The sequence below is a fragment of the Stenotrophomonas aracearum genome (genome assembly GCF_031834615.1).
Taxonomy (GTDB): Bacteria; Pseudomonadota; Gammaproteobacteria; order Xanthomonadales; family Xanthomonadaceae; genus Stenotrophomonas; species Stenotrophomonas aracearum.
The window spans coordinates 3215970-3240488 of record NZ_CP115543.1 but is presented as its reverse complement, the minus strand read 5'-3'; the positions used below and the strand labels follow the sequence as shown (position 1 = coordinate 3240488).

Annotated in this window: 22 protein-coding genes; 17 read left to right on the top strand and 5 right to left on the bottom strand. The window is 67.6% G+C overall.

What is annotated here, in order from left to right:
• Nucleotides 1–59 precede the first annotated feature (59 nt).
• The gene (locus PDM28_RS14725; RefSeq protein WP_311182601.1) at nt 60–2462 is read right to left on the bottom strand and encodes a TonB-dependent receptor plug domain-containing protein; all 2403 of its coding nucleotides are present in this window, start codon (nt 2460–2462) and stop codon (nt 60–62) included.
• A 341-nt stretch (nt 2463–2803) separates the two neighbouring features.
• Here PDM28_RS14725 and PDM28_RS14720 point away from each other — a divergent pair, with 341 nt between their 5' ends.
• Nucleotides 2804–4657, top strand: a complete 1854-nt coding sequence (locus PDM28_RS14720; RefSeq protein ID WP_311182600.1) for an ABC-F family ATP-binding cassette domain-containing protein — start codon at nt 2804–2806, stop codon at nt 4655–4657.
• Nucleotides 4658–4682: 25 nt separating this feature from the next.
• Here PDM28_RS14720 and PDM28_RS14715 read toward each other — a convergent pair whose 3' ends face one another.
• Nucleotides 4683–5549: a LysR family transcriptional regulator gene (locus PDM28_RS14715; RefSeq protein ID WP_311182599.1), complete on the bottom strand. Its 867-nt coding sequence runs from the start codon at nt 5547–5549 to the stop codon at nt 4683–4685.
• 292 nt (nt 5550–5841) lie between these two features.
• Between PDM28_RS14715 and blaL2 the strand changes: the two genes are divergently transcribed.
• Complete coding sequence (gene blaL2 / locus PDM28_RS14710) at nt 5842–6741, top strand: L2 family extended-spectrum class A beta-lactamase (protein WP_311182597.1); 900 nt, start codon at nt 5842–5844, stop codon at nt 6739–6741.
• On the opposite strand, the gene ggpS is transcribed toward blaL2, so the two are convergent.
• Both ggpS and PDM28_RS14700 read right to left on the bottom strand, forming a co-directional pair.
• A complete protein-coding gene (gene ggpS / locus PDM28_RS14705) occupies nt 6742–8985 on the bottom strand; it encodes a glucosylglycerol-phosphate synthase (protein ID WP_311184703.1) in 2244 nt (747 codons plus the stop codon). It lies immediately after the preceding gene.
• 62 nt (nt 8986–9047) lie between these two features.
• On the bottom strand, nt 9048–10310 hold the full coding sequence (locus PDM28_RS14700; RefSeq protein ID WP_311182596.1) for an MFS transporter: 1263 nt from the start codon (nt 10308–10310) through the stop codon (nt 9048–9050).
• Nucleotides 10311–10438: 128 nt separating this feature from the next.
• On the opposite strand from PDM28_RS14700, the gene PDM28_RS14695 reads away from it, so the two are divergent.
• Nucleotides 10439–11077, top strand: coding sequence for a hypothetical protein (locus PDM28_RS14695; RefSeq protein ID WP_102945249.1), 639 nt, complete (start codon nt 10439–10441; stop codon nt 11075–11077).
• 3 nt (nt 11078–11080) lie between these two features.
• On the opposite strand, the gene PDM28_RS14690 is transcribed toward PDM28_RS14695, so the two are convergent.
• Complete coding sequence (locus PDM28_RS14690; RefSeq protein ID WP_102945250.1) at nt 11081–11812, bottom strand: DUF3011 domain-containing protein; 732 nt, start codon at nt 11810–11812, stop codon at nt 11081–11083.
• Nucleotides 11813–11969: 157 nt separating this feature from the next.
• Between PDM28_RS14690 and aspS the strand changes: the two genes are divergently transcribed.
• The 14 genes from aspS (at nt 11970) to tolB (ending at nt 24519) form a co-directional block, all read left to right on the top strand.
• A complete protein-coding gene (aspS, locus tag PDM28_RS14685) occupies nt 11970–13718 on the top strand; it encodes an aspartate--tRNA ligase (RefSeq protein ID WP_311182595.1) in 1749 nt (582 codons plus the stop codon).
• Nucleotides 13719–13748: 30 nt separating this feature from the next.
• Nucleotides 13749–14081, top strand: coding sequence for a DNA primase (locus PDM28_RS14680; RefSeq protein ID WP_311182594.1), 333 nt, complete (start codon nt 13749–13751; stop codon nt 14079–14081).
• A gap of 20 nt (nt 14082–14101) precedes the next feature.
• Nucleotides 14102–14623, top strand: a complete 522-nt coding sequence (locus PDM28_RS14675) for a GNAT family N-acetyltransferase (protein ID WP_311182593.1) — start codon at nt 14102–14104, stop codon at nt 14621–14623.
• A gap of 97 nt (nt 14624–14720) precedes the next feature.
• On the top strand, nt 14721–15353 hold the full coding sequence (locus PDM28_RS14670; RefSeq protein WP_070206996.1) for an esterase/lipase family protein: 633 nt from the start codon (nt 14721–14723) through the stop codon (nt 15351–15353).
• A 54-nt stretch (nt 15354–15407) separates the two neighbouring features.
• Nucleotides 15408–16139: a YebC/PmpR family DNA-binding transcriptional regulator gene (locus PDM28_RS14665; protein WP_311182591.1), complete on the top strand. Its 732-nt coding sequence runs from the start codon at nt 15408–15410 to the stop codon at nt 16137–16139.
• A gap of 14 nt (nt 16140–16153) precedes the next feature.
• Nucleotides 16154–16675, top strand: a complete 522-nt coding sequence (gene ruvC, locus PDM28_RS14660) for a crossover junction endodeoxyribonuclease RuvC (RefSeq protein ID WP_311182590.1) — start codon at nt 16154–16156, stop codon at nt 16673–16675.
• A 10-nt stretch (nt 16676–16685) separates the two neighbouring features.
• Entirely contained in the window at nt 16686–17273 is a 588-nt protein-coding gene (gene ruvA, locus PDM28_RS14655; protein ID WP_102945254.1) for a Holliday junction branch migration protein RuvA, read from the top strand.
• 46 nt (nt 17274–17319) lie between these two features.
• Complete coding sequence (locus tag PDM28_RS14650; RefSeq protein WP_102945255.1) at nt 17320–19239, top strand: potassium transporter Kup; 1920 nt, start codon at nt 17320–17322, stop codon at nt 19237–19239.
• 63 nt (nt 19240–19302) lie between these two features.
• A complete protein-coding gene (ruvB, locus tag PDM28_RS14645) occupies nt 19303–20343 on the top strand; it encodes a Holliday junction branch migration DNA helicase RuvB (RefSeq protein WP_070206991.1) in 1041 nt (346 codons plus the stop codon).
• Complete coding sequence (ybgC, locus tag PDM28_RS14640) at nt 20333–20764, top strand: tol-pal system-associated acyl-CoA thioesterase (protein ID WP_102945256.1); 432 nt, start codon at nt 20333–20335, stop codon at nt 20762–20764. The genes ruvB and ybgC overlap by 11 nt, the downstream gene beginning before the upstream one ends.
• Nucleotides 20765–20774: 10 nt before the next feature.
• Nucleotides 20775–21554 carry a protein TolQ gene (tolQ, locus tag PDM28_RS14635; RefSeq protein ID WP_102945257.1) on the top strand — a complete coding sequence of 260 codons (780 nt, stop codon included), beginning with the start codon at nt 20775–20777 and terminating at the stop codon, nt 21552–21554.
• Between the two features lie 23 nt (nt 21555–21577).
• Complete coding sequence (gene tolR, locus PDM28_RS14630; RefSeq protein WP_311182589.1) at nt 21578–22006, top strand: protein TolR; 429 nt, start codon at nt 21578–21580, stop codon at nt 22004–22006.
• On the top strand, nt 21996–23054 hold the full coding sequence (gene tolA / locus PDM28_RS14625; protein ID WP_070206987.1) for a cell envelope integrity protein TolA: 1059 nt from the start codon (nt 21996–21998) through the stop codon (nt 23052–23054). Before tolR ends, tolA begins: the two co-directional genes overlap by 11 nt.
• A gap of 142 nt (nt 23055–23196) precedes the next feature.
• The gene (tolB, locus tag PDM28_RS14620; RefSeq protein WP_311182588.1) at nt 23197–24519 is read left to right on the top strand and encodes a Tol-Pal system beta propeller repeat protein TolB; all 1323 of its coding nucleotides are present in this window, start codon (nt 23197–23199) and stop codon (nt 24517–24519) included.

Below are 24519 nucleotides of genomic sequence, written 5' to 3'. Positions count from 1 at the left end.
GATTTTCACCGATGCGGCCCGATCCGGCAAACCGTGTCGCGATTTGCCGGATCAACCGGTTACCACTTGTAGGTGACGCGCCCATACACATACGCACCGTTGAAGCCGTACGGCGAGTAGTTGCTGTACGGCAACATCCCCCAGGTGGAGTTCTGCAGGTCCACCGTACGATCCGGGTACTGGTCCAGGATGTTGTCCGCACCCAGGGTCAGGGTCCAGTTCTCGCTCGGCTTGTAGGCCACCGACGCGTCCAGCACCCACGACGCGTCATAGGTCTGGTCGCGGGTCGGCGTGGCTGAATTGCGCACCGTGAACGAGCCGTAGCGGGTCGCGGCCAGGCTCAGGTCCCAGTGGTCGGTGCGCCAGGTGCCGCTGAGGATGGTCTTGTCGCGCGGGTAGCTGTCTTCGATGCGGCCCACTTCGTCACGGCCGATCAGCGACTGGGTCAGGCCCAGCGCACCGAACGCAGCCGGCGAAGCGATGAACTTCTTCACGTCGGTGTCGTTGTAGCTGTACGCCGCGGTCAGTTCCAGCGAGCTGGCGCTGAACGGAATGGTGTAGCTGGAGACCGCGTCCACGCCGCGGGTGCGGGTGTCCACGCCATTGGTGAAGTACGAGAACGCAGTGACCTGCGGCAGCCCCAGCCCGCCCAGCAGCGCGTTGGTGGCCGCGTTGGTGGTGATGTTGGTGGACAGGATGATGCGGTCGTCGATGTCGATCTGGTACGCATCCACGGTCAGGTACAGCCGGTCCACCGGCTGCAGCACCAGGCCGACGCTGTAGGAGGTGGAGCTTTCCGCCTTCAGCGGGCTGGCACCCAGTGCCTGCGCGGCCGGGCTGGTGGTGGGGAAGGTGCCGCGTTCGACGAACACGCCGTTGACGATCGTGCTGGTCACTGCCTGGTAGCTCTGCTGGGCCAGCGACGGGGCGCGGAAGCCGGACGAGGCGGTGGCACGCAGCGCGACCTTGTCGGTGAAGGCATAGCGCGCCGACACCTTGCCGGAGAACTTGTCGCCGAAGTCCGAATAGTCTTCGTAGCGGCCGGTGACGCCGGCCGAGAACTTGTCGGTCAGGTCCGCTTCCAACCCGGCGTAGACCGCGTAGTTGTCGCGGTCGGCGTCCACGGCGTTGAGCGGGGTGAAGCCGCCGAAGCCCTGCGCACCGGTGCCGAAGTAGGAGTTCGGCTCACCGGCGCTCTGCTCCCACTTCTCGCGGCGGTACTCGCCACCGAAGGAGAGCGTGACCGGGTAGGCCAGGCCCCAGTCCAGCTGCTTGGTGATGTCCACATTGCCGATGTCCTGGGTGTATTCCAGCGCGCCGGCGTAGAACGAACGCGGGCTGGTCACGCCCAGCGCGTAGTTGATGCTGTTGCGGGTGTGGAAGTCGATCTTGTTGGTGCCGTGGTTGTAGCTCACGTCCCAGGTCCAGCCACTGTCGGTATCGCCCTTGACCCCGGCCACCAGCGAGCGGTCCTTGGAGTACTGGTTGATCTCCGGCACGAAGCCGTCCGGGTAGGTCTGCGCCAACAGCGCGCCCTGGCCGCTGTTGGTGCGCGAGCGGTAGAACGCGAACGAGGTGATGTCGCGGTTGCTGGCCAGCGCGGTGGCGTAGGCCGAGACATGGTCGCTGAACTGGAAGCTGGCGTTGGCCGAGGCGGCGGTGGCGTCCACCTGCGGATCGCCGACCACGAAGGTGGTCTGGCCGATGCTGGGGAAGTTGCCGGTGTTCGGCGCGGTGCCCTGGTAGGGGCCGGCGCGGTTGCTTTCGTCCTGCTGGGTGATCTGGCCCGCCACGTGCACGCTGCCGCGGCCGTCGGCGAAGCCGATCCCGGTGTCGCCGGAGAGCTGGTACTTGTTGCCGTCGCCGGCCGAGTACTGGCCGGCGTCCAGGGCCAGGCTGCCGCCCGAGCTGGAGCCCTTCAGCACGATGTTGATCACGCCGGCGATGGCGTCCGAGCCGTACTGGGCCGAGGCGCCGTCACGCAGCACTTCCACGCGTTCGATGGAGGCGATCGGAATCGCGTTGATGTCTACCGCCGAGGAACCGCGGCCGATGCTGCCGTTGACGTTGATCTGCGCCGAGGTGTGGCGGCGCTTGCCGTTGACCAGCACCAGCACCTGGTCGGGGGACAGGCCGCGCAGCTGCGCCGGGCGGATGCCGCTGGTGCCGTCGGTCAGCGCCGGGCGCGGGAAGTTCAGCGAGGGCAGGGCGCGGGCCAGCGCGGTGGCCAGCTCGGTGGTGCCGGTGGCCTGCAGCGCCTCAGGGGTGATGATGTCGATCGGTGACTGCGACTCGGCGACGGTACGGTCGGCCACGCGGGTGCCGGTCACGATCACGGTGTCCAGGGTCTGCGCACCGCTGCGCGCGGGTACGGCAGGGGCGTCCTGGGCGGCTGCGGCGAAGGCGGAAGTGCCGAGAACGACTGCAACGGCGGCGGCAAGCGTACGGGTCTTGCGGTTCATCAGGCTGAAGCTCCGGTGGGGACGAGGCGGCACCGGACGACATCACGACTGCGGGGAGGCGGGTCTGCGAGGGCGGTTATTGCGGTGCGCAATGAATGGATTAACGGCTTTTTTACTGGCTGTCAAATAGACGTTTTCGATGAAACCGTTGCAAAAGCAACAAGTTACGTCGATCCGACTGCCGGGGCGTTGGGGTCCCGGGGAGGGCGCGGGCAGGATCGTGGGAGAGAGACGAGGCCTGCCGCGCATCCCGGGGCCCGTCAAGTATTCGTTAACGGTAGAATTACGTCGCAGGAAAGGTGCTTACCAGCACATTCCATTCCGTTATATGGACCCCCCAGATGATCTCCCTTCGTAACTTCGCCTTGCGCCGCGGCGAGCGGCTGCTGTTGTCCAACGTCGACCTGACCCTGCATGCGGGCTACCGCGTGGGCGTGGTCGGCCGCAATGGGGCCGGCAAGTCCAGCCTGTTCGCGGCCGTGCAGGGCGAGCTGGAGGCGGACAAGGGCGATGTCGACCTGCCTGGCAAGATCCGTATTGCCAGCGTGGCCCAGGAAACTCCGGCGCTGCCCGATCCCGCGCTGCAGTTCGTGCTGGAAGGCGACACCGAAGTGGCTGCGGTGCTGCGCGAGGAAGCAGAGGCGTCCGCGCGCGAAGACTGGGAAGCGGTGGCCAATGCGCACCAGAAGATGGCCGAGATGGGCGCCTACGACGCCGAGTCGCGCGCCGGCAAGCTGCTGCACGGCCTGGGCTTCCCGTCCGACACCCATTCGCGTCCGGTTTCCACCTTCTCCGGCGGCTGGCGCGCGCGACTGAACCTGGCGCGCGCGCTGATGATGCCCAGCGACCTGCTGCTGCTCGACGAACCGACCAACCACCTCGATCTGGACGCGGTGTTCTGGCTGGAACAGTGGCTGCTGAAGTACCCCGGCACGCTGCTGCTGATCTCGCACGACCGCGAGTTCCTGGACAACGTGGCAACCCATACCCTGCACCTGCACGGTGGCGGCGCCAAGCTGTACCCGGGCGGCTACACCGACTTCGAGCGCCAGCGCGCCGAGCAGCTGCGCCAGCAGCAGATCGCGCATGAAAAGGAACAGGCCGAGCGCGCCCACCTGCAGAGCTTCATCGACCGCTTCAAGGCGCTGGCCAGCAAGGCCACCCAGGCGCAGAGCCGCATGAAGCGTTTGGCCAAGCTGACCGGTACCGAAGCGGTGCGCGCCGAGCGCGAGTTCCGCATCGAGTTCGCGCCGCCGACCAAGCTGCCGTTCTCGCTGATCCGCCTCAACGACGTGGAAGCCGGGTACAGCCCGGATGCGGTGATCCTGCACAACGTGGGCTTCGGCCTGGAAGCGGGCCAGCGCATTGGCCTGCTGGGGCCGAACGGCGCGGGTAAGACCACGCTGGTGCGCACCCTGGTGGGCGAGCTGGCGCCGGTGGCCGGCGAGCGTTCGGCGCACCCGGACTTGCGCATCGGCTACTTCGCCCAGCACACGGTGGAGTCGCTGCACGAAGGCCAGTCGCCGATGGACCACTTCCGCGAGATCTCGCCGGACGGCAACAACCAGGCGTTCCGCGACTTCCTCGGCAAGTGGAACTTCGCCGGCGACCGTGCGTTCGAGCCGGTGGATGGCTTCTCCGGCGGTGAGCGCGCGCGCCTGGCGCTGGCGATGATCGCCTGGCAGCAGCCTAACGTGCTGCTGCTCGACGAACCGACCAACCACCTTGACCTGGAAATGCGCGAAGCGCTGGCCGAAGCGCTGGCGACCTTCGAAGGCGCGATCGTGATGGTTTCGCACGACCGCCACCTGATCGGCCTGGTCTGCGACACCTTCTGGCGTGTGGCCGACGGCGTGGTCGAGCCGTTCGCGGGCGACCTGGACGAATACGCCGCCTGGCTGCGTTCGCGCCCGGCCGCGCAGGGCACCAAGCAGAAGATGGCTGCGGCCGCACCGGACCCGGTGCCGCCGACCCCGCCGATGCCGGCGAAGAAGGCGGTCAACCCGGTCAAGCTGGCCAGTGCCGAAGCGAAGGTCAACGAGCTGGAGAACACGCTGGCCGAGCTCGACCGCCAGCTGGCCGACCCGGCCGTCTATGCCGATGCAACGCGCATGGCGGTGATCGGCCGCGACCGCGAAGCCACCGCGCAGCAGCTGGAAAAAGCCGAAGCCGCGTGGATGGAGTTGATGGCGTGACGCGGCTGCCACGCAGGGCGTGGCACTACCGGTCCTGCGTTTGCAGCCATTCGCGGAATCGGCGCGCTGCGTCGCTTTCAGGGCGTGAGCGCAGGCGGGTCAGCCAGTAGCTGCCCAGCGCGAGCGTCGCTGCGAATGGCTGCACCAGTCGACCCTCTGCCAGGTCCTGCTCGAACATCTTGAGGGGCAGCAGCGCCACGCCGGCGCCCGCTGCTGCGGCGCTGGCCAGGGTCAGCGAGGAATCGAACACCGGGCCGCGTGCTTCCAGTTCCGGCGCGCCGGCGGCATCCAGCCACTGCGGCCATTCATCGCTGCGGTACGATCGCAGCAACGGAACACCGGCCAGATCGCGCGGATGGCGCAGCCCGCGTGCCAATGCCGGCGCGCACACCGGCGCGAACGGCGCCTCGAGCACCGGTGTACTCACCTGGCCCTGCCAATCTCCGTCGCCGAAGCGGATCGCCAGGTCCAAACCTTCGCCGGCCAGGTCGATGCGGTTGTTGTGGGTCTGGATGCGCAGTTCGATATCCGGGTGGCGCGCATTGAAATCCTTCAGCCGTGGCAGCAGCCAGCCGGTGGCGAAGGTGCCCACCACGCCGACCCCGAGCACCTCGCGGAAATGCCCGCCGACGAAGCGGTCCAGGCTGACCGCAATGCGGTCGAACGCTTCGTTGAGCACGGGGTACAGGCGTGCGCCCTCGTCGGTGAGCGCCACCCCGCGAGGAAGGCGATGGAACAGCACCGCGCCCAGCCGTTCCTCCAGCCCCCGGATCTGATGGCTCAGCGCGGCCTGGCTTACGCACAGCTCCAGCGCCGCGCGGGTGAAGTTCTGGTGGCGGGCCGCGGCCTCGAAGGCGCGCAGGGCATTGAGCGGGAGCTGGGGGCGAAGCATCAGCGAGCCGTGAGGAATGTTGATGTCGGATGGTACCTGTTCCGACCATGCCATGGTGGCGGGTGGATCTGGTAGCGCCGGCCGCTGGCCGGCCCAGGCGGTGCTGGACACATTCCAATGGCTGGGTCCATCCGTCTGCCTGAAGGACCGCCTGGGCCGGCCAACGGCCGGCGCTACCACGTTGATCGCCGTCCAGACATGAAGAGGACTAATGCCTCTTCTTCGGAATTCGCGCTGGTGCCCGGTCCATCCCCATGCCGATACTGCAGCCCTGCCCACCAAGGAACCGCCCATGCTCGCCCGCCGCCACTTCCTGCAGATGACCGGTGCCGCCGCCGCGTCTGCCTTTGCCGCCACGGTCCTGGCCAAGGCCCCGCCGACCGTACTGGCCGGTGCCAGGCCGCAGGCCAGCGACTTCGCGGCGCTGGAAAAAGCCAGCGGCGGCCGCCTGGGCGTGACCCTGCTCAACACCGCCACCGGTGCCCGGGTCGGCCACCGCCAGGACGAGCGCTTCCCGATGTGCAGCACCTTCAAGTTCGTGCTCTCGGCCACCGTGCTGCACCTGGCCGACAAGGGCACGCTGTCGCTCGACCGGCGCCTGCCGGTGCGCCAGCAGGACATGCTCTCGCACGCGCCGGTGACCAGGCGCCATGTGGGCAAGGACCTGACCGTGCGCGACCTGTGCCGCGCCACCATGGTGACCAGCGACAACCCGGCCGCGAACCTGCTGCTCGGCGTGGTCGGCGGGCCGGCCGGGGTGACCGCGTTCCTGCGCGGGCACGGCGACGCGGTGACCCGCAACGACCGGCTGGAGCCGGAAATGAACGATTTCGCGCCGGGCGATCCGCGCGACACCACCAGTCCGGCCGCGATGGCGGCCAGCCTGCAGCGCTTCGTGCTGGGCGATGTGCTCAGCAAGCCGTCGCGGCTGCAGCTGGCCGACTGGCTGATCGACAACGAGACCGGCGACGCGCGCCTGCGTGCCGGTGTGTCGCCCGCCTGGCGGGTGGGCGACAAGACCGGCAGCAACGGCGAGGACACCACCAACGACATCGCGATCCTGTGGCCGCTGGCCGGTGGCGCGCCGTGGGTGCTGACCAGTTACCTGCAGGGTGCCAGCGTGGATGATGCCGGGCGCAATGACGTGTTGCGGCAGGTGGCGGTTATCGCGGAGCGGCTGATGCGCGGGTGATCAACCGTTCCCCGAATCCCGCACAGCCTCCAGGAACTCCCGTCCCCACCGGTCCACGTCGTAATACTCCACGCTGCCGAACAACTGCCGCATCCGCCCACCCGCTTCCTCATCAGGCATCGACAACGCCTGCAGCAACCCGGCGGTGAGATCGGCCGGGTCATGCGGATTGGTCAACACCGCGCCCTTCAATTCAGCCGCAGCCCCGGCAAACTCGCTCAACACCAATACGCCGTTGCTGCCTTCGATCCCCTGCGTGGCCACGAACTCCTTGGCCACCAGGTTCAAGCCATCGCGCAGCGGCGTGATCCACATCACCTGCGCCGCCGCGTAATGCGCCACCACTTCTTCGAACGGCAACGCCTGCGCGAAGAACCGCACCGGGGTCCAGTCCAGCCGCGAGAAGCGCCCGTTGATCCGGCCCACCGCCTGCTCGATCTGGTTCTGCAGCGTGCGGTACACGGTCATTTCGCGCGCCGCCGGCACGCACACCATCAGCAGGGTGACCTTGCCCTGCCGCTCCGGATGCTGCTCCAGCAAGCGTTCGAACGCCTCCAGCTTGGCCAGCGTGCCCTTGGTGTAGTCCAGCCGCTCCACCGACAGCACCAGCTTGCGCGCGCCGATCTCGCGGCGCAGCTTGAAGATGTCGTTGCGCACATCGCCGCGCGCCAGCACGGCATGGATGCGGCGCAGGTCGGTGCCGACCGGGTGCGCACCCAGCGCCACGTCGCGGTCGCCCACGCGCAGCCGCGTGGTCATGGTGTCCAGCCCCACCGCGCAGCCGTAGGTCAGGAAGCGCGGCGCGCAGCTTTCCCAGGCCAGGCGTTCGGCCGGCATCGCGCCGCGCACCACGTCGACGAAGTTTTCCACCTGGCGCGGAATGTGGAACCCGATGTAGTCGCAGCTGAGCAGGCTGCCGATGATCTCGCGGCGCCACGGCACCACGTTGAACACATCGGCCGACGGGAAATAGGTGTGGTGGAAGAAGGCGATCTTCAGGTCCGGGCGCAGTTCGCGCAGCGTGCCCGGCACCATCCACAGGTTGTAGTCGTGGATCCACACCGTGGCGCCATGCGCGGCTTCGGCGGCAACCGCTTCGGCGAACTTGCGGTTCACCTGCAGGTACACCTGCCAGTCGTCCTCGCGGAACCGCGCGCGTTCCCAGAACGCATGCAGCATTGGCCAGAACGCTTCCTTGGAGAAGCGCTTGTAGAAGATGTCCACCTCCTGCTTGCTCAACGGCACGCGCGCGGCGGTCAGCGTCGGGTAGCGGTCTGCGTCCACCGCCAGGTGGGTCTGGAACGGGCCGCGCTTGGGATCGTCGATTCCCCACGCCACCCAGGAACCCTTCTGGCCGCCCTCGAAGAAGCTCAGCAGCGAAGGAATGATGCCGTTCGGGGAACGCGGCGGTCGCTGTACCACGACACCGTCTTCCACGACTTCATCGAACGGCAGGCGGTGGTACACCATCACCAGCTCGGCACCTTCGGCGCGCGCCTGCGCCGGCGGCTGCAGCCACGCATCATCGGCGGCCAGCAGGCCGAAGTGTTCGATCGCTTCGAGAATGCCGCCGCAGCCCGGCGCCTGTGCATGGAAGGTGTGTTCCAGCGTGGCGGTGGCCTCGGTCAGTGCCGGCTCGGACTCGCCCACGCACACGCCACGGAAGCCGGCGCGGTACATCGAAAGATCGTTGAGGGTGTCGCCGGCGACCAGGATGCGGTCGCGCGGCAGTTCCAGCAGGCGCGCCAGCGCGGCCAGGGTGCGGCCCTTGTCGGTGTCCGGCGGCAGGATGTCCAGGTAGCGGTCGGCCGAGTACAGCACGTCGCAGCCCAGCGCCTCGGCGGCGGCCTGGATCTGCGCGCGCAGCGGCGCCAGCGTTTCGGGATCGCAGAAATACGAGCAGCGGCGCTCCTGCGGCACGTCCTGGCGCTGCAGCGCGGTGAACGGGCGCATTGCCTCGGCGACCACGTGCTCACCCGGCCAGTGCGCGTCGATCATCGATTGCAGGGGCTGCAGCGGCTGCAGGGTGTGGCCGTCGACCACGGTCGCGCCAACGTCGCAGACCACGTAATCGGGCCGTGGAATGGCGGGATCGGAGAGCAGGGGCATCACCGCTTCCAGGCCGCGACCGGTGATGAAGATCAGGCGGATACCGGGGTGCTGGTCGACCAGCCGGTACAGGCGGTGGCGCGCGGCGGGGTCGCCGGCGAGAAAGGTGCCATCCAGATCGGTGGCGAGGATCAATTGCGGTGCCGGCGGGGCCGACGTAATGCGGGGTGAGGTGGGCGTGGCGGGTGTCGATACAGTCAATGCACTTCCTTATCAGGAGGGTTGGGAGGGGTGTCCGGTGGCGGCGCGACGTCGGTTTCGGGCATCAGCTCCAGCGCCGCCGGCGTGGTGCGCAGCATCAGCCGGAACACCACCGGATGCGTGCGCAGGCGGCTGAAGCTGAGCAGGCGCGTAGTGGTGAACAGGGCCAGGGCACCGAGCACGACGGCGAAATACAGGGGCAGGGCGGCCGGGCCGAACTGCTGCATGGCTGCGCCGGCCAGCGCCGGGCCGATCGCTGCGCCCACGCCGTGCACCAGCAGCAGGCTGGAACAGCCGGAGAGGAGGTGTTCGCGCGGCAGGTAGTCGAGCATGTGCGCCACCGCGAACGGATACAGCGAAAACGCCAGGCCGCCATAGAAAAAGAACAGGCCGAACAGCAGCCAGGTCTGCATCTGCACCATTGGCATCGACGCGACCACGGCGATGCCGCCGGCGGCCAGGCACAGCGCCACCAGCCCGGTGCGGCGGTCGTGGCCGTCGCTGATATGACCGAGCGGCCACTGCAGCAGCGCGCCGCCAGCAATGGCGGTGAGCATGAAGCGCGCCACGCCATCGCTGTCCAGCCCGACCTCACCGGCATATACCGGCAGCAGGCCCCAGAACGCGCCCATCGCCAGTCCGGACAGGCCGGCGGCCACGGTGGCGACCGGCGCCATGCCATACAGCCGGGACAGTTTCAGGCGTGGCACCGAGGGCACCTCCGGCGGGATCAGGCGGGTGGCGGTGATCGGCAGCACGGCCGCGCAGATGAGCATGGCGATCAGCATGAACATCGACATCGCCGGCGCGTTGCTGACCATCAGCAGGACCTGGCCCAGCGCAAGCGCGGACAGATTCACCACCATGTACAGCGAGAACGCACGGCTGCGCTGGCGCGGGTCCGGTTCGGCGTTGAGCCAGCTCTCGATCACCGTATACAGCCCGACCAGCGCGATGCCGGTGACGATGCGAAGCAGTCCCCACAGCCAGGCATTGAGCCACAGCGGATGCAGCAGCACCGCAATGGCGGCGAGCGCGGAGAAGAAGGCGAACGCACGGATATGGCCGATGCGGCGGATCAGCGACGGCGCGAAGAAGGTGCCCATGAAGAAACCGGCGAAATAACCGGACATCACCAGGCCCAACGTACCGGCACCGAAGCCGGCCGCACCGCCGCTCACCGCCAGCAAGGTGCCAAGCAGTCCGCTGCCGGTCAACAACAGCGCGACGCCTGCGAGCAGGGCGGTCAGCCGCAACATGCGTGCAACCTTCGTGGGGAAGGCGAACAGATCACCTTTATTACCCTAACACAGTCGCAATCAACCCTTTGTTGCAGAAAAATGGTGGCAAATTTGCGCTGTGCACGCATGCGGGCTAGGGTGGCTGCATGAGTGTGCATCGATATCTTCCCTTCGCCGCTGCAGTGTTGCTTGCCGGCTGCAACAGCCAGCGCGACCAGGTGGCCCATGACGTTGCGATGGCCCCGGCCGACGCATTTCTTGCCGCCGTGGCCGCGCACTGCGGCAAAGCGTTCGAAGGCCGCGTGGTGGTCAACGAACCGCGCAGCGCCACGCCCGATCCGTTCGACGGCAAACGCCTGGTGATGCACGTGCGCGGCTGCGATGACGCCGCGCATGAGATTCGTATTCCTTTCCATGTCGGCGACGATCATTCGCGCACCTGGGTGCTCGGCCGCACCGATACCGGCCTGCGCCTGAAGCATGACCACCGGCATGCGGATGGCACCCCGGATGCAGTGACGATGTACGGTGGCGACAGTGCGCCGCCGGGCACCGCGCAGCGCCAGTCGTTCCCGGTCGATGCCGACTCGGTGGCGATGTTCCGCAAGGCGGGCATGGAGGCCTCGGTGACCAATACCTGGGCGATGGAAGTAGAACCGGACGAGCAGTTCGTCTACGAGCTCACCCGTCCGGGCGGCCGGAAGTTCCAGGTGGTGTTCGACCTGGCCCACCCGGTCGCCCTGCCGCCCGCGCCCTGGGGCGCGGACGTGCCGCCCGACAACTAACGGCTACCGCCGCGCGCCAAACCGTGCCCGGCAGCCGTTGCTGACCCAGATCTGGTTGCCGCGGAAGCCCCAGGTGTTGTTTTCCCGGCACGGACTGCCCGAGAGCTGCTGGATCAGCACCGGTCGGCCCCGGCTCATGTCCCAGGCGCAGGTCTGGGTGCGGTTGCCGGTGCTGCTGCAGGTCACGGTGTAATTGCTGCCCGGCCCGCCCGGACCCCAGCCGCCCCCGCGGCCGTCGACGAAATCGGCCCGGCAGCCCCCGCTGACCCAGACCTGGCCGTTGCGCGAGCCCCAGTTCCGGTTCTGCACGCAGGGCGTGCTGGAGATCTGCCGGGACAGGCGCGCGCTGCGCCAGCCGGTCTGGCAGACCCGCTGGCGATTGTCGTTGCTCTCGCAGCGGACCACCCCGTGGTTGCCGCCGGGGTTCCAGCCACCGCCACCCGGGTTCCAGCCCCCACCGGACCCGCTGAGCGAGGTGGCAATGTCCTGTTTGACCCGTGAAAAGCCCCAGGACGACCGGTTTACCTGGTCCAGGTAGAAGCGCATCTGGTCGTCCGGGATGCGGCGTCCCCCCGACTGCTCCGCATATTCCTGGGAAATGACCCGCTGCTGGTCGTTGACCGACAGGGTTCGGAGGTTCTCCGGGGCGTAGGCCCGGGCGTTGACCTGGGCGTGCAGGGTCGGGGCGCTGCACGCCAGCACGGCCGTGAGGCAGGCAATAGCGAGACGGTTCATGGCAAATCCCCTTGCGCATGGTGGTCCGGGCACTATCTGCCCGGCCAGATCAAGCCCATGTGACCATCCGGATTTGCCCCAACGGGTCGCCGGCCGCAGAATAACGGGCTGACCGGTGCCGCCTGGCGCCGACACTCTCCTGCGGAGCTTTACCCCCATGCGTACCCACTTCTGCGGCCTGGTCGACGAGACCCTGATTGGCCAGACTGTCACCCTCGCCGGCTGGACCGACGTTGCCCGCAACCTGGGCGGCGTGTGCTTCATCGATCTGCGCGATCATGAAGGCATCGTGCAGGTGACCGTGGAGCCTGAAAACGCGGACGTGTTCGCCGTGGCCGCCAGCCTGGGTTACGAAGACGTGCTGCAGGTGGAGGGCGTGGTGCGCAAGCGCCATGCGGTGAACGACAAGATCCGGACCGGCCAGGTCGAGATCGTCGCCACCCGCATCACCGTGCTGAACAAGGCCGAGCCGCTGCCGTTCCACGCGCACGAGAACCCGGGCGAGGAAACCCGCCTGAAGTACCGCTACCTGGACCTGCGCCGCCCGGAAATGCAGCGCATGCAGCGCACCCGCATCAAGCTGGTGCAGGCGGTGCGCCGCCACCTGGACGGCGAAGGTTTCCAGGACATCGAAACCCCGATCCTGACCAAGGCCACCCCGGAAGGCGCGCGCGACTTCCTGGTGCCGGCGCGCATGCACCCGGGCGAGTTCTACGCACTGCCGCAGAGCCCGCAGCTGTTCAAGCAGATCCTGATGGTGGCCGGCTTCGACCGCTACTACCAGATCGCGCGCTGCTTCCGCGACGAAGCGCTGCGCGCCGACCGCCAGCTGGAATTCACCCAGCTGGACATGGAATTCGCCTTCGTGCGCGAGCGCGACGTGCAGGACTTCGTGGAAGGCATGATCCGCGCCATCTTCAAGGAAGTGGTGGACGTGGAGCTGGCCGGCAGCTTCCCGCGCATGACCTGGGCCGAGGCGATGCGTCGCTATGGCTCGGACAAGCCGGACCTGCGCATCGCGCTGGAGCTGGTGGACGTGGCCGAGCTGGTCAAGGCCAGCGAGTTCCCGGTGTTCGCCAGCGCCGCCGCTAATCCGGACGGCCGCGTGGCCGCGCTGCGCATTCCCGGCGGTGCGAGCCTTTCGCGCAAGCAGATCGATGAATATGCCGCGCACGCCGCCAAGTACGGCGCCAAGGGCCTGGCCTACATCAAGATCGCCGAGAACGGCGAAGTCAGCTCGCCGATCGCCAAGTTCTTCAGCGAAGACGCCTTCGCCGCGCTGGTCGCGCACGTCGGCGCCGGTAATGGCGACATCGTGTTCTTCGGTGCCGGTGGCTACAACAAGGTGTCCGACTTCATGGGCGCGCTGCGCCTGAAGGCCGGCAAGGACTTCGGCCTGGTCGCCGACGGTTGGGCGCCGCTGTGGGTGACCGACTTCCCGATGTTCGAGTACGACGACGAAGCCCAGCGCTACGTGGCCCTGCATCACCCCTTCACCGCCCCGGCGGTGGACGACATTGCCGACCTGCGCGCCAACGCGAAGACGGCCGTGTCGCGCGGCTATGACATGGTGCTGAACGGCAACGAGATCGGCGGCGGTTCGATCCGTATCCACCGTTCGGACATGCAGAGCGCGGTGTTCGAGCTGCTCGGCATCGGCGCCGAAGAGGCCGAAGCCAAGTTCGGCTTCCTGCTCGACGCCCTGCGTTTCGGCGCGCCGCCGCACGGTGGCATCGCCTTCGGCATCGACCGTATCGCCGCGCTGATGGCCGGCACCGAGTCGATCCGCGACGTCATTCCGTTCCCGAAGACCACCGGCGCGCAGTGCCTGATGACCGGCGCCCCGTCGCCGATCCCGGACGAGCAGCTGGCCGAAGTGCACATCCAGGTCCGCCCGAAGAAATAACCCACCGTAATCCATCAGGAGATCGAAACAGTGTCCGACGTTGCGTTCGTAGTGGAATGGGAAAAGCTGGGCAATGAGGGCAGCGATGCCAACCTGGTGACCGAGCGCGCCCGCGTGTTCGGTGGCTGGCTGGTGCGCGTGGGCACCAACCCCGCCGCGATGGCGCTGACCTTCGTCGCCGATGGCGAAGGCCGCTGGGACGGTGAGGACTTCGGCGTCGAGGATTACGAAGACGACGAAGAAGGCGACGAGGAAGACGAAGAGTACGAAGAAGGCGAAGAGGACGAGGAAGAGGACGAGGAGTACGAGGAAGAGGACGAAGACGGCGAAGAAGAAGACGCCGCCAAGGGGACGCAGGCCTGAGGCCTGTCCCGCACCCGTCCATGTACACCATCCGCCGCGCCGGCCCCGAAGACGCACCGACCCTGTCGGTGCTGGCCACCAGCACCTTCGTGGAAACCTTCGGCCACCTGTATCCGCCGCAGGACCTGCAGGATTTCCTCGACGAGGCCTACGCGGTCGACCGCCAGCAGGTGATCCTGTCCCACCCCGATTACGCGGTGTGGCTGCTGGAACGCGATGGCGTGGCCGTGGGCCATGCCGCCGCCGGCCCCTGCGGCCTGCCGCATGAGCAGGTGCAGGCCGGCGATGGCGAGCTCAAGCGCCTGTACCTGATCAAGGACGAACAGAGCAGCGGCTGGGGCAGCCGCCTGCTGGAAACCGCGCTGGCCTGGCTGGAACGCGACGGCCCGCGCACCCTGTGGCTGGGCGTGTGGTCCGAAAACTTCGGCGCGCAGCGTTTCTACGCCCGCTACGGCTTCGAAAAAGTGGGTACCTACGAGTTCCCGGTCGGGCAGGTGAGGGATCTCGAGTTCATCCTGCGCCGCAACCCGCGGGCTTCCTGAACGCCTCGCTGCGGCTTCACCCGCCGTTCGTCAGTCCCTCTGTCTAATTGGGCCGTCTCCTACTGCTGGATCGGTTCGCACCGGCTACGCTGCACCCATGAATCCCCCCGTTTTACTGCTGCATGGCATCTGGAATGCCCGCGCCTGGGTCGGCCCGTTGGCCTGGCGCCTGCGCGCGCGCGGCTTCAGCGTGGACACCTTCGGCTATGCCAGCGTGTTCGGCGGCCCCGACGTGGCCGTGCCGCAGCTCCTGCAGCGGCTCAAGGACAGCGGCCCGGTGGCCTTGGTCGGGCACAGCCTGGGTGGCCTGGTCGCGCTGGAGGCGCTGCGCCGCCAGCCTGACCTGCCGGTCTCGCGGGTGGTCTGCCTGGGCTCGCCACTGCGCGGCAGCGGCACCGCCCGTACCCTGGCCGAACATGGCTGGTCGGCGGCGCTGGGTCGCAGTTCCGACCTGCTGCTCGACGGCCTGCCGGACTGGCAGGGCAGGGCGCAGGTCGGGCTGATCGCCGGCTCGGTGCCGCACGGCCTGGGCAGCCTGCTGGGCGCCATCGGCGAGGCCTCCGACGGCACCGTGGCGCTGGACGAAACCCGCCTGCCGGGCCTGGCCGACCACTGCGTGGTGGCAGCCAGCCACAGCGGCCTGGTGTTCTCGCCCGACGCCGCCCGCCAGACCGCCGCCTTCCTGCGCGACGGCTGCTTCCGCCCGGACCGTACCGCCCACGCCGCCTGAGCGGCCGATCAGGTAGAATCCGCGCCCTGTTCCCACGCAAGCACGGAAACACCCATGGGTAGAGGCCCTTCCATCGAAAACCGCAAAAACGCGTCTGACGCGAAGCGCGGCAAGATTTTCACCAAGATCATCCGCGAGATCGGCGTTGCCGCGCGCGGCGGTGGAGGCGACCCCAACAACAACCCGCGCCTGCGCGTGGCCATGGACAAGGGCCTGGCCTCGAACATGTCCAAGGACGTGATCGAACGGGCCATCAAGAAGGCCACCGGCGAGCTGGAAGGGGTGGAGTACGAAGAGATCCGCTACGAGGGCTATACCCCCGGTGGCGTGGCCGTGATCGTCGACTGCCTGACCGACAACCGCGTGCGCACCGTGGCCGATGTCCGCCACGCGTTCAGCAAGTGCGGCGGCAACATGGGCACCGAAGGCTCGGTGTCGTTCATGTTCAAGCGCGTGGGCGTGCTGCACTTTGCCGGCGGCGCCAACGAAGATGCGGTGACCGAGGCGGCCATCGAGGCCGGCGCCGATGACGTGGTGGTCTACCCCGAGGACGGCGCGATCGACGTGCTGACCGCGGCCGACATGTACCACGCGGTCAAGGACGCCATGGAAGCGGCCGGCCTGAAGCCGGACCACGCCGAGCTCACCTTCCGCGCCGACAACGACATCAAGGTCGAGGGCGACACCGCCCTGCAGGTCAAGAAGATGCTGGACATGCTGGAAGACCTGGACGACGTGCAGGACGTGTTCTCCAACGCCGACCTCGGCGCGGACGCGTACGCCTGACGGCGTAGCCCGGCATGATCCGCATCCTCGGCATCGACCCCGGTTCGCAGCGGACCGGGGTCGGCATCATTGACGTCGACCCGTCCGGCAAAGTGGTGCACGTGCACCACCTGCCGCTGGTGCTGCTGGGCGCGGACGACTTCCCGCAGCGGATGAAGCTGCTGGTGCTGGGGCTCAATGCGCTGGTGGAGGAATACCGCCCGCACGAAGTGGCCATCGAGAAGGTGTTCATGGCGCGCAACCCGGACTCGGCGCTGAAGCTCGGCCAGGCGCGCGGCGCGGCGATCTCGGCGGTGGTCATGCGCGACCTGCCGGTGCACGAATACGCGGCCAGCGAGATCAAGCTGGCGGTGGTCGGGCGCGGCGCGGCGGAAAAGCAACAGGTCCAACACATGGTCGGGCTTATGCTCAACCTGAAAGCCAAGCTGCAGGCCGACGCCGCCGACGCGTTGGCCGTGGCCATCACCCATGCCCATGTACGGGCGACGGCGCAGCGCCTGGGGGTCAACGCCCGCCAGGCCTGGAGCCGGAAATGAGGACATCTGCATGATTGGTCGTCTGCGTGGGATCGTGGCGTACAAGGCGCCGCCGTGGCTGCTGATCGACGTCAACGGGGTCGGTTATGAGCTGGAGGCGCCGATGAGCACCTTCTACGACCTGCCCGACCTGGGCCGCGAGGTGATCCTGTTCACCCACTACGCGCAGAAGGAAGACAGCGTCTCGCTGTACGGCTTCCTGCGCGAGGGCGAGCGCCGCCTGTTCCGCGACGTGCAGAAGGTCAGCGGGATCGGTGCGAAGATCGCGCTGGCGGTGCTGTCGGGCGTGAGCGTGGACGAGTTCGCACGCATGGTGCAGGCCGGCGACATCACTGCGCTGACCCGCATTCCCGGCATCGGCAAGAAGACCGCCGAACGCATGGTGCTGGAGCTGCGCGACCGCGCGGCCAATTTCAGCGGGGGCGGCGCGCCGATTGCCGGTGCGATGGCCACCGACCCGGTGTCCGAAGCCACCGTGGCGCTGCAGCAGCTGGGGTACAAGCCGGCGGAAGCGGCGCGCATGGCGCGCGATGCCAACAGCGAGGGCGACGATGTCGCCACCGTGATCCGCAAGGCCCTGCAGGCCGCGCTGCGCTGAGCGCGCCGGCCTTCCTCCCCATCGACTGACGCCTGTCCGGAGTTCCATGTCCACCTCTTCCTCCCAGCACGACAGCGGCCACGCCGGGCACGGCCATGCGCCGGCCGCCGGCGGCCTGGCCCTCATGGTCGGTGCGATCGGCGTGGTGTTCGGCGACATCGGCACCAGTCCGCTGTACACCCTGAAGGAAGCCTTCTCCGAGCACTACGGCCTGGTCGGCAACCATGACACGGTGCTGGGTGTGCTCTCGCTAGCTTTCTGGGCGCTGATGCTGGTGGTGACGCTGAAGTACGTCACCATCATCATGCGCGCCGACAACGACGGCGAGGGCGGCATCATGGCGCTGATGGCGCTGACCCAGCGCACCATGCGCAACGGCTCGCGCTCGGCCTACGTGGTCGGCATCCTGGGCATCTTCGGCGCCTCGCTGTTCTTCGGCGACGGGGTGATCACCCCGGCCATCTCCGTACTCGGCGCGGTGGAGGGCCTGGAAGTGGCCGCGCCCGGGCTGCATGCGTTCATCGTGCCGATCACCGTGGTGGTGCTGCTGCTGGTGTTCGCCGCGCAGCGTTTCGGCACCGAGAAGATCGGCAAGGCGTTCGGGCCGATCACCTCGGTATGGTTCGTTTCGCTGGCTGCGATCGGCATCTGGAACATCGTTGACGCCCCGGAAGTGCTGAAGGCCTTCAACCCGATCTGGGCGGTGCGCTTCTTCATGGACCACGGCTGGCACGGCATCTTCATCCTCGGCGCGGTGGTGCTGGCGGTGACCGGTGGCGAGGCGCTGTATGCAGACATGGGCCACTTCGGCGCCAAGCCCATCCGCCACGCCTGGTACTTCTTCGTGCTGCCGTGCCTGGTGTTGAACTACCTGGGGCAGGGCGCGCTGGTGCTCAACGACCCCGGCGCGGTGAAGAACCCGTTCTTCGAGGCGGTGCCGGACTGGGCGCTGTACCCGATGATCATCCTGGCCACCATGGCGGCGGTGATCGCCTCGCAGTCGGTGATCACCGGCGCGTTCTCGGTCTCGCGCCAGGCCATGCAGCTGGGTTACATCCCGCGCATGCGGATCACCCATACCTCGCACGACACCATCGGCCAGATCTACATCCCGGGCATCAACTGGGGCATCGCGGTCATGGTCATCGGCCTGGTGCTGGCCTTCCGCAGTTCGTCCAACCTGGCGGTGGCCTACGGCATCTCGGTGTCGGCGACCATGCTGATCGACACCCTGCTGCTGGTGCTGGTGGCGCGCGCGCTGTGGCCGACCTCGCGCTACTGGATCATTCCGCTGTGCGTGGTGTTCTTCATCATCGACCTGGGTTTCGTGATCGCCAACGGCGCCAAGCTGCTGCAGGGCGCCTGGTTCCCGGTGGTGCTGGGCATCGTGCTGTTCACCATGATGCGCACCTGGCGGCGTGGCCGCGAGCTGCTGCGCGATGAGATCCGCAAGGACGGCATCCGCCTGGATACGTTCCTGCCGGGGCTGATGCTGGCCCCGCCGGTGCGCGTGCCGGGCACCGCGGTGTTCCTCACCGCCGACCCCTCGGTGGCCCCGCATGCGCTGATGCACAACCTCAAGCACAACAAGGTGCTGCACGAGCGCAACGTGTTCCTGCACGTGGAGACCCTGCCCATTCCCTACGCGATGGAAGGCCAGCGGTTGAAGATCGAGTCGGTGGGCGATGAGTTCTACCGCGTGTTCGTGCGTTTCGGCTTCATGGAGACCCCGGACGTGCCGCTGGCGCTGATGCGCTCGTGCGACCGCGGCGGGATCTACTTCGACCCGATGGACACCACCTTCTTCGCCAGCCGCGAGACCATCGTAGCCACCGCCAACCGCGGCATGCCGATCTGGCGCGACAAGCTGTTCGCGCTGATGCACCGGAACGCGGCACCGGCGACCGGGTTCTTCCGGATTCCGGGGAATCGTCTCGTGGAATTGGGCGCGCAGGTCGAAATTTGACGGGGAGCCGGCCGGCGGCCGGCACTACGTCGAATTCGCGTCTTTTTGCCTCATAATCGGGAAATGACCGACGACCGCATCATTGGCGCCGGTGCCACCCGCGAGGATGACACCACCGACGCCAGCATCCGCCCCAAGCGCATGGCCGACTACCTTGGCCAGGCGCCCGTGCGCGAGCAGCTGTCGATCTACATCGAAGCGGCCAAGGCCCGTGGCGATGCGCTGGACCATGTGCTGATCTTCGGGCCGCCCGGCCTGGGCAAGACCACCCTGAGCCACGTGATCGCCAACGAGCTGGGCGTGGCGCTGCGGGTCACCTCCGGGCCGGTGATCGAAAAGGCCGGCGACCTGGCCGCGCTGCTCACCAACCTGCAGCCCCACGACGTGCTGTTCGTGGACGAAATCCACCGCCTGTCGCCGGTGGTGGAAGAAGTGCTGTACCCGGCGATGGAAGATTTCCAGATCGACATCATGATCGGCGAGGGCCCTGCGGCGCGCTCGATCAAGATCGACCTGCCGCCGTTCACCCTGATCGGCGCCACCACCCGTGCCGGCCTGCTGACCGCGCCGCTGCGCGACCGCTTCGGCATCGTGCACCGGCTGGAGTTCTACACCCCCGAGGAGCTGACGAAGATCGTCCGGCGCTCGGCGGCGATCCTCGGCATCGACTGCACCGCCGAAGGCGCGGCGGAAATCGCACGCCGTTCGCGCGGCACCCCGCGTATCGCCAACCGCCTGCTGCGCCGCGTGCGCGACTACGCCCAGGTCAAGGCCAACGGGCACATCGACCAGGACGTGGCGCAGGCCGCCATGCAGATGCTGAAGGTCGACCCGGAAGGCTTCGACGACCTTGACCGGCGCATGCTGCGCACCCTGATCGACTATTTCGACGGCGGCCCGGTCGGCGTGGAGTCGATGGCCGCAGCCCTTTCCGAGGAGCGCGGCACGCTGGAAGATGTGGTCGAACCCTACCTGATCCAGCAGGGCTTCCTGGTGCGCACCGCGCGCGGCCGCATGGCCACCCACAAGGCGTACCGCCACCTGGGCCTGAAGCCGAAGAACCCGCCGGCCGACCTGTTCGCGGAGGTCCCCGATGCCGGTTGACGCGCGGTTCAGTTGGCCGACACGCATATATTGGGAAGATACCGACGCTGGCGGCGTGGTCTACCACGCCCGCTACGTGGCCTTCATGGAACGGGCACGCACCGAATGGATGCGGGCGCTGGGGTATGGCCAGGAACGCACCCGCACCGAGCATGGCCTGGTGTTCGCGGTCCGGTCGATGACCCTGGAGTTCCTGAAACCGGCGCGGCTGGACGACGCGCTGCTGGTGACCGCCACGCTGGTGCAGTGCAAGCGCGCCAGCATGGTGTTCGAACAGGCGGTGTGTCGCGGCGATGAAACGCTGCTGACCGCGCAGGTGAAGATCGCGGCATTGGACGCCTCCACATTCAAGCCGCGCGGCATGGACGATGCTCTCCACGCCGCGCTGAAACCCCACGTTATTCAAACAGCCGCATATTGAGGAACAACGGATGATCGCAATGCTTTTGGCCCTGCAGGCCACGGTGGTCGAAGCGCTGCCGCAGGAAGTCACCAGCGCCGCGTCGCAGACCGTCGCCCAGGCCGCGCACGGCGGTGGCATCAATTACCTGGACCTGATGATCAAGGCCAGCCTGCCGGTGAAGATCATCGTGCTGCTGCTGCTGGTCGGCTCGTTCATCAGCTGGGTGATCATCTTCCGCAAGGCGCGCGTGTTCAACGCCGCCAACCGCGAGGCCGACGAGTTCGAAAGCCGCTTCTGGTCCGGTGCGGACCTGGGCAAGCTGTACAGCGCCGCCACCGACCGCAACCGCAAGGTGGGCGGGCTGGAGGCGATCTTCGAAGCCGGCTTCCGCGAATTCACCCGCCTGCGCGACAAGCGCCGCCTGGACGGCCGCGCCCAGCTCGAAGGCGCCCAGCGCGCCATGCGCACCACCTACACCCGCGAAGTGGACCAGATGGAGCGCAGCCTGGAGCTGCTGGCCAACATCGGTTCCACCGCCCCGTACGTGGGCCTGGTCGGCACCGTGTTCGGCATCATGGTGACCATGCATGACATGATCAACAGCGGCGAGCAGGCCGGTATCGCCTCGGTCGCCCCGGGTATTTCCGAAGCGCTGTTCGCCACCGCCATCGGCCTGTTCGTGGCCATTCCGGCGGTGTGGGCCTACAACCGCTTCACCACCCGCGTCGAGCGCCTGTCAGTCCGCTTTGAAACCTTCGCCGAAGAGTTCAGCTCGATCCTGCAGCGCCAGTCCGCAGGCGACGAGTAAGCGCCCAGCACAAGGACTCTGCCATGACCGCTGCCATCGGCCGCCGCAAGCGCCGCAAGCTCAAATCCGAAATCAACGTCGTGCCGTACATCGACGTCATGCTGGTGCTGCTGATCATCTTCATGGTCACCGCGCCGCTGCTCACCCTGAGCTTTGAAGTGGACCTGCCCAGCTCGCAGGCCAAGGCCCTGGAAAGCAAGCAGGACCCGGTGATCGTCTCGGTCCGCCTGGACGGCCAGCTGAGCCTGAAGCTGCCCGAAGCCAAAGAGCCGGCGCCGATGGAGGCCGCCGAACTCCAGGCCAAGCTTGGCGCGATGGCCGCGCAGGACAAGAACCTGCGCGTGATCGTCGCTGCCGACAAGGCCGTGGCCTATGAAAAGGTCGTGGCCGCCATGGACGTGATCAAGCGCGCCAACGTGGAAAAGGTGGGTCTGGCGACCGATGCAAACTGACGTCCTGCCCCCGCAGCGCCAGCCCGAGGAACAGTGGGGTCTGCCGATCGCGCTGGCGATCCTCGTGCATCTGCTGCTGGCGCTGGTGTTCATCGCCGCGTGGCTGTGGTCGCCGCAGCGTTCCACCGAAGCGGCAGCAGGCGACCCGGCGATTGAAGCCAGCCTGCAGCTGAGCGCTTCGGAGGCTGCCGCTGCCCGCCAGGCGCTGCGCGCCTCGGAAAAACTGCCCGACCTGCCAGAACCGGTGGCCGAGCCGATTCCGGTGGAGGAAGACACCGTGCCGCCGCCGCAGCCGCTGCCCGAGCCGCGCCCGCAGGACGCGCCGACCCCGCAGCAGCAGAATGCCCAGGAACGCATCGCCCAGCCGGACACGGTCGACCAGGCCGCGGTCAACGCGATGTCGATCTCGGCCGAGAAGGCCAAGCAGGAACAGGAAGCCAAGCGCCGCCAGGAGCAGATCGACCTGACCGAGCGCAAGCGCGTGGAAGAAGCCGAGCAGAAGCTGCGCCTGGCCAAGCAGCAGGAAGAGGCCGCGCAGAAGAAGAAGCTGGCCGAGCAGGAACAGAAGGCCAACGACGTCAAGGCTGAAGCCGAGCGCCAGAAGAAGATCGCCGAGATCCGCAGCCGCCGCGAGGCCGCCGAGAAGGAAGCCAAGCTGGCCGAGCAGAAGCTGCGCCAGCTGGCCGCCGCGCGCGCGGCCACCGGGCAGTCCACCGCAGGGGCCACCGGTGCGGCGCAGCCGGCCGCCGGTGGCGGCGGCACCAGCGACGACCTGCGTGCCAAGTACGCGGCCGCCATCCAGCAGAAGGTACTGGCGTCGTGGACCCGTCCGGACAACGTGCCGTTCGGCCAGCGCTGCAAAATTGAAATCGTGCAGCTGCCGGGCGGCAACGTCAGCTCGGCCAAGGTCAGCCCGGACTGCCCGTTCGACGAGGCCGGCCGACGCTCGATCGAAGCAGCCGTGCTCAACGCGCAGCCGTTGCCGTACCGCGGTTTCGAGACCGTATTCGCGCGCCAGCTCAACTTTACGTTTACCGCCCAGGACTGACGTCCCGGGCGGTTTCGTTAACAAGCCGTGATATCCAGCGCCGCGACCACTCGGATTTCACACCCGGTTGGTTCATCATTGCGAAACGGTTCACCGCCGTGCTGATATCCCTCGTTCTGGTTTTTCCCCCAATAGAGCGCCCATGAAGAAGATGCCTCGCTGGTTTGCCGTGTTCGCGGTCTTGTTGTTGCTGCCTTTTGCCGCCGTTGCGCAGCAGAGGGGCCTGGATATCGACATCATCGGCGGCAACGCCTCCGCGCTGCCCATCACCGTGGTCCCCATGCCCTACCAGGGCTCGGCCGCCGCGCCGCAGACCGACGTGGCCTCGGTGGTACGCGCCGACCTGGAGCGTTCGGGCCAGTTCCGCACCCTGCCGGAAGCCCAGATCGTTGAAAAGCCGACCCGTGGCAGCGAGATCCAGTTCGCCACCTGGCGCGCGCTGAAGCAGAACTACATCGTGGTCGGCCGGGTCATGGACGGCGGCGCCGGCGCCTACCGGGTCGAGTACGAGCTGTACGACGTGCCCAAGGGCGAGCGCCTGCTCGGCCTGGCCATGACCGCCCGTGGCAATGCCATGCGCGACGTCGCCCACCAGATGGCCGACGCCATCTACGAGAAGATCACCGGCGTTCGCGGCGCCTTCTGGACCCGGATCGCCTACGTCACCGCCAGCGGCAAGGGCGATGCCATGCGCTACGCGCTGATGGTGGCCGACTCAGACGGCTTCAACCCGCAGACCATCGTCCGCTCGGCCGAGCCGCTGCTGTCGCCGTCGTGGAGCCCGGACGGCAACCGCCTGGCCTATGTCAGCTTCGAGCGTGGCAATTCGGCGATCTACATCCAGAACATCTCCACCGGCGCCCGTGAGCTGGTCACCAGCTTCCGCGGCATCAACAGCGCCCCCTCGTTCTCCCCGGACGGCCGCCGCCTGGCCCTGTCGCTGTCGCGCAGCGGCAACCCGGAAATCTACGTGATGGACCTGGGCAGCAAGCAGCTCACCCAGCTCACCAACCACTTCGCCATCGACACCGAGCCGACCTGGAGCGCAGACGGTTCCAGCGTCTACTTCACCTCCGACCGTGGCGGCCGCCCGCAGATCTACCAGGTGCCCTCCACCGGTGGCAGCGCCTCGCGCGTGACCTTCCAGGGCAACTACAACGCCACCCCGAGCATCTCCTACGACGGCAAGAAGCTGGTCGTGGCCCAGGGCAGCGGCAACACCTACAAGATCGCGATGATGGACAGCAGCCTGGGTTCCCCGCGCTGGAGCACGCTGTCGCCGGGCTCGCTGGATGAGTCCCCGACCTTCGCGCCGAACGCGAGCATGGTGCTGTACGCCGCCCGCGAAGGTGGCCGTGGCGTGCTGTATGCGGTGTCGGCTGATGCGCGCGTCCGCCAGCGCCTGGTGCTGGCCGACGGTGACGTTCGCGAACCTTCGTGGTCGCCATACCGTACAAAGCGCTAA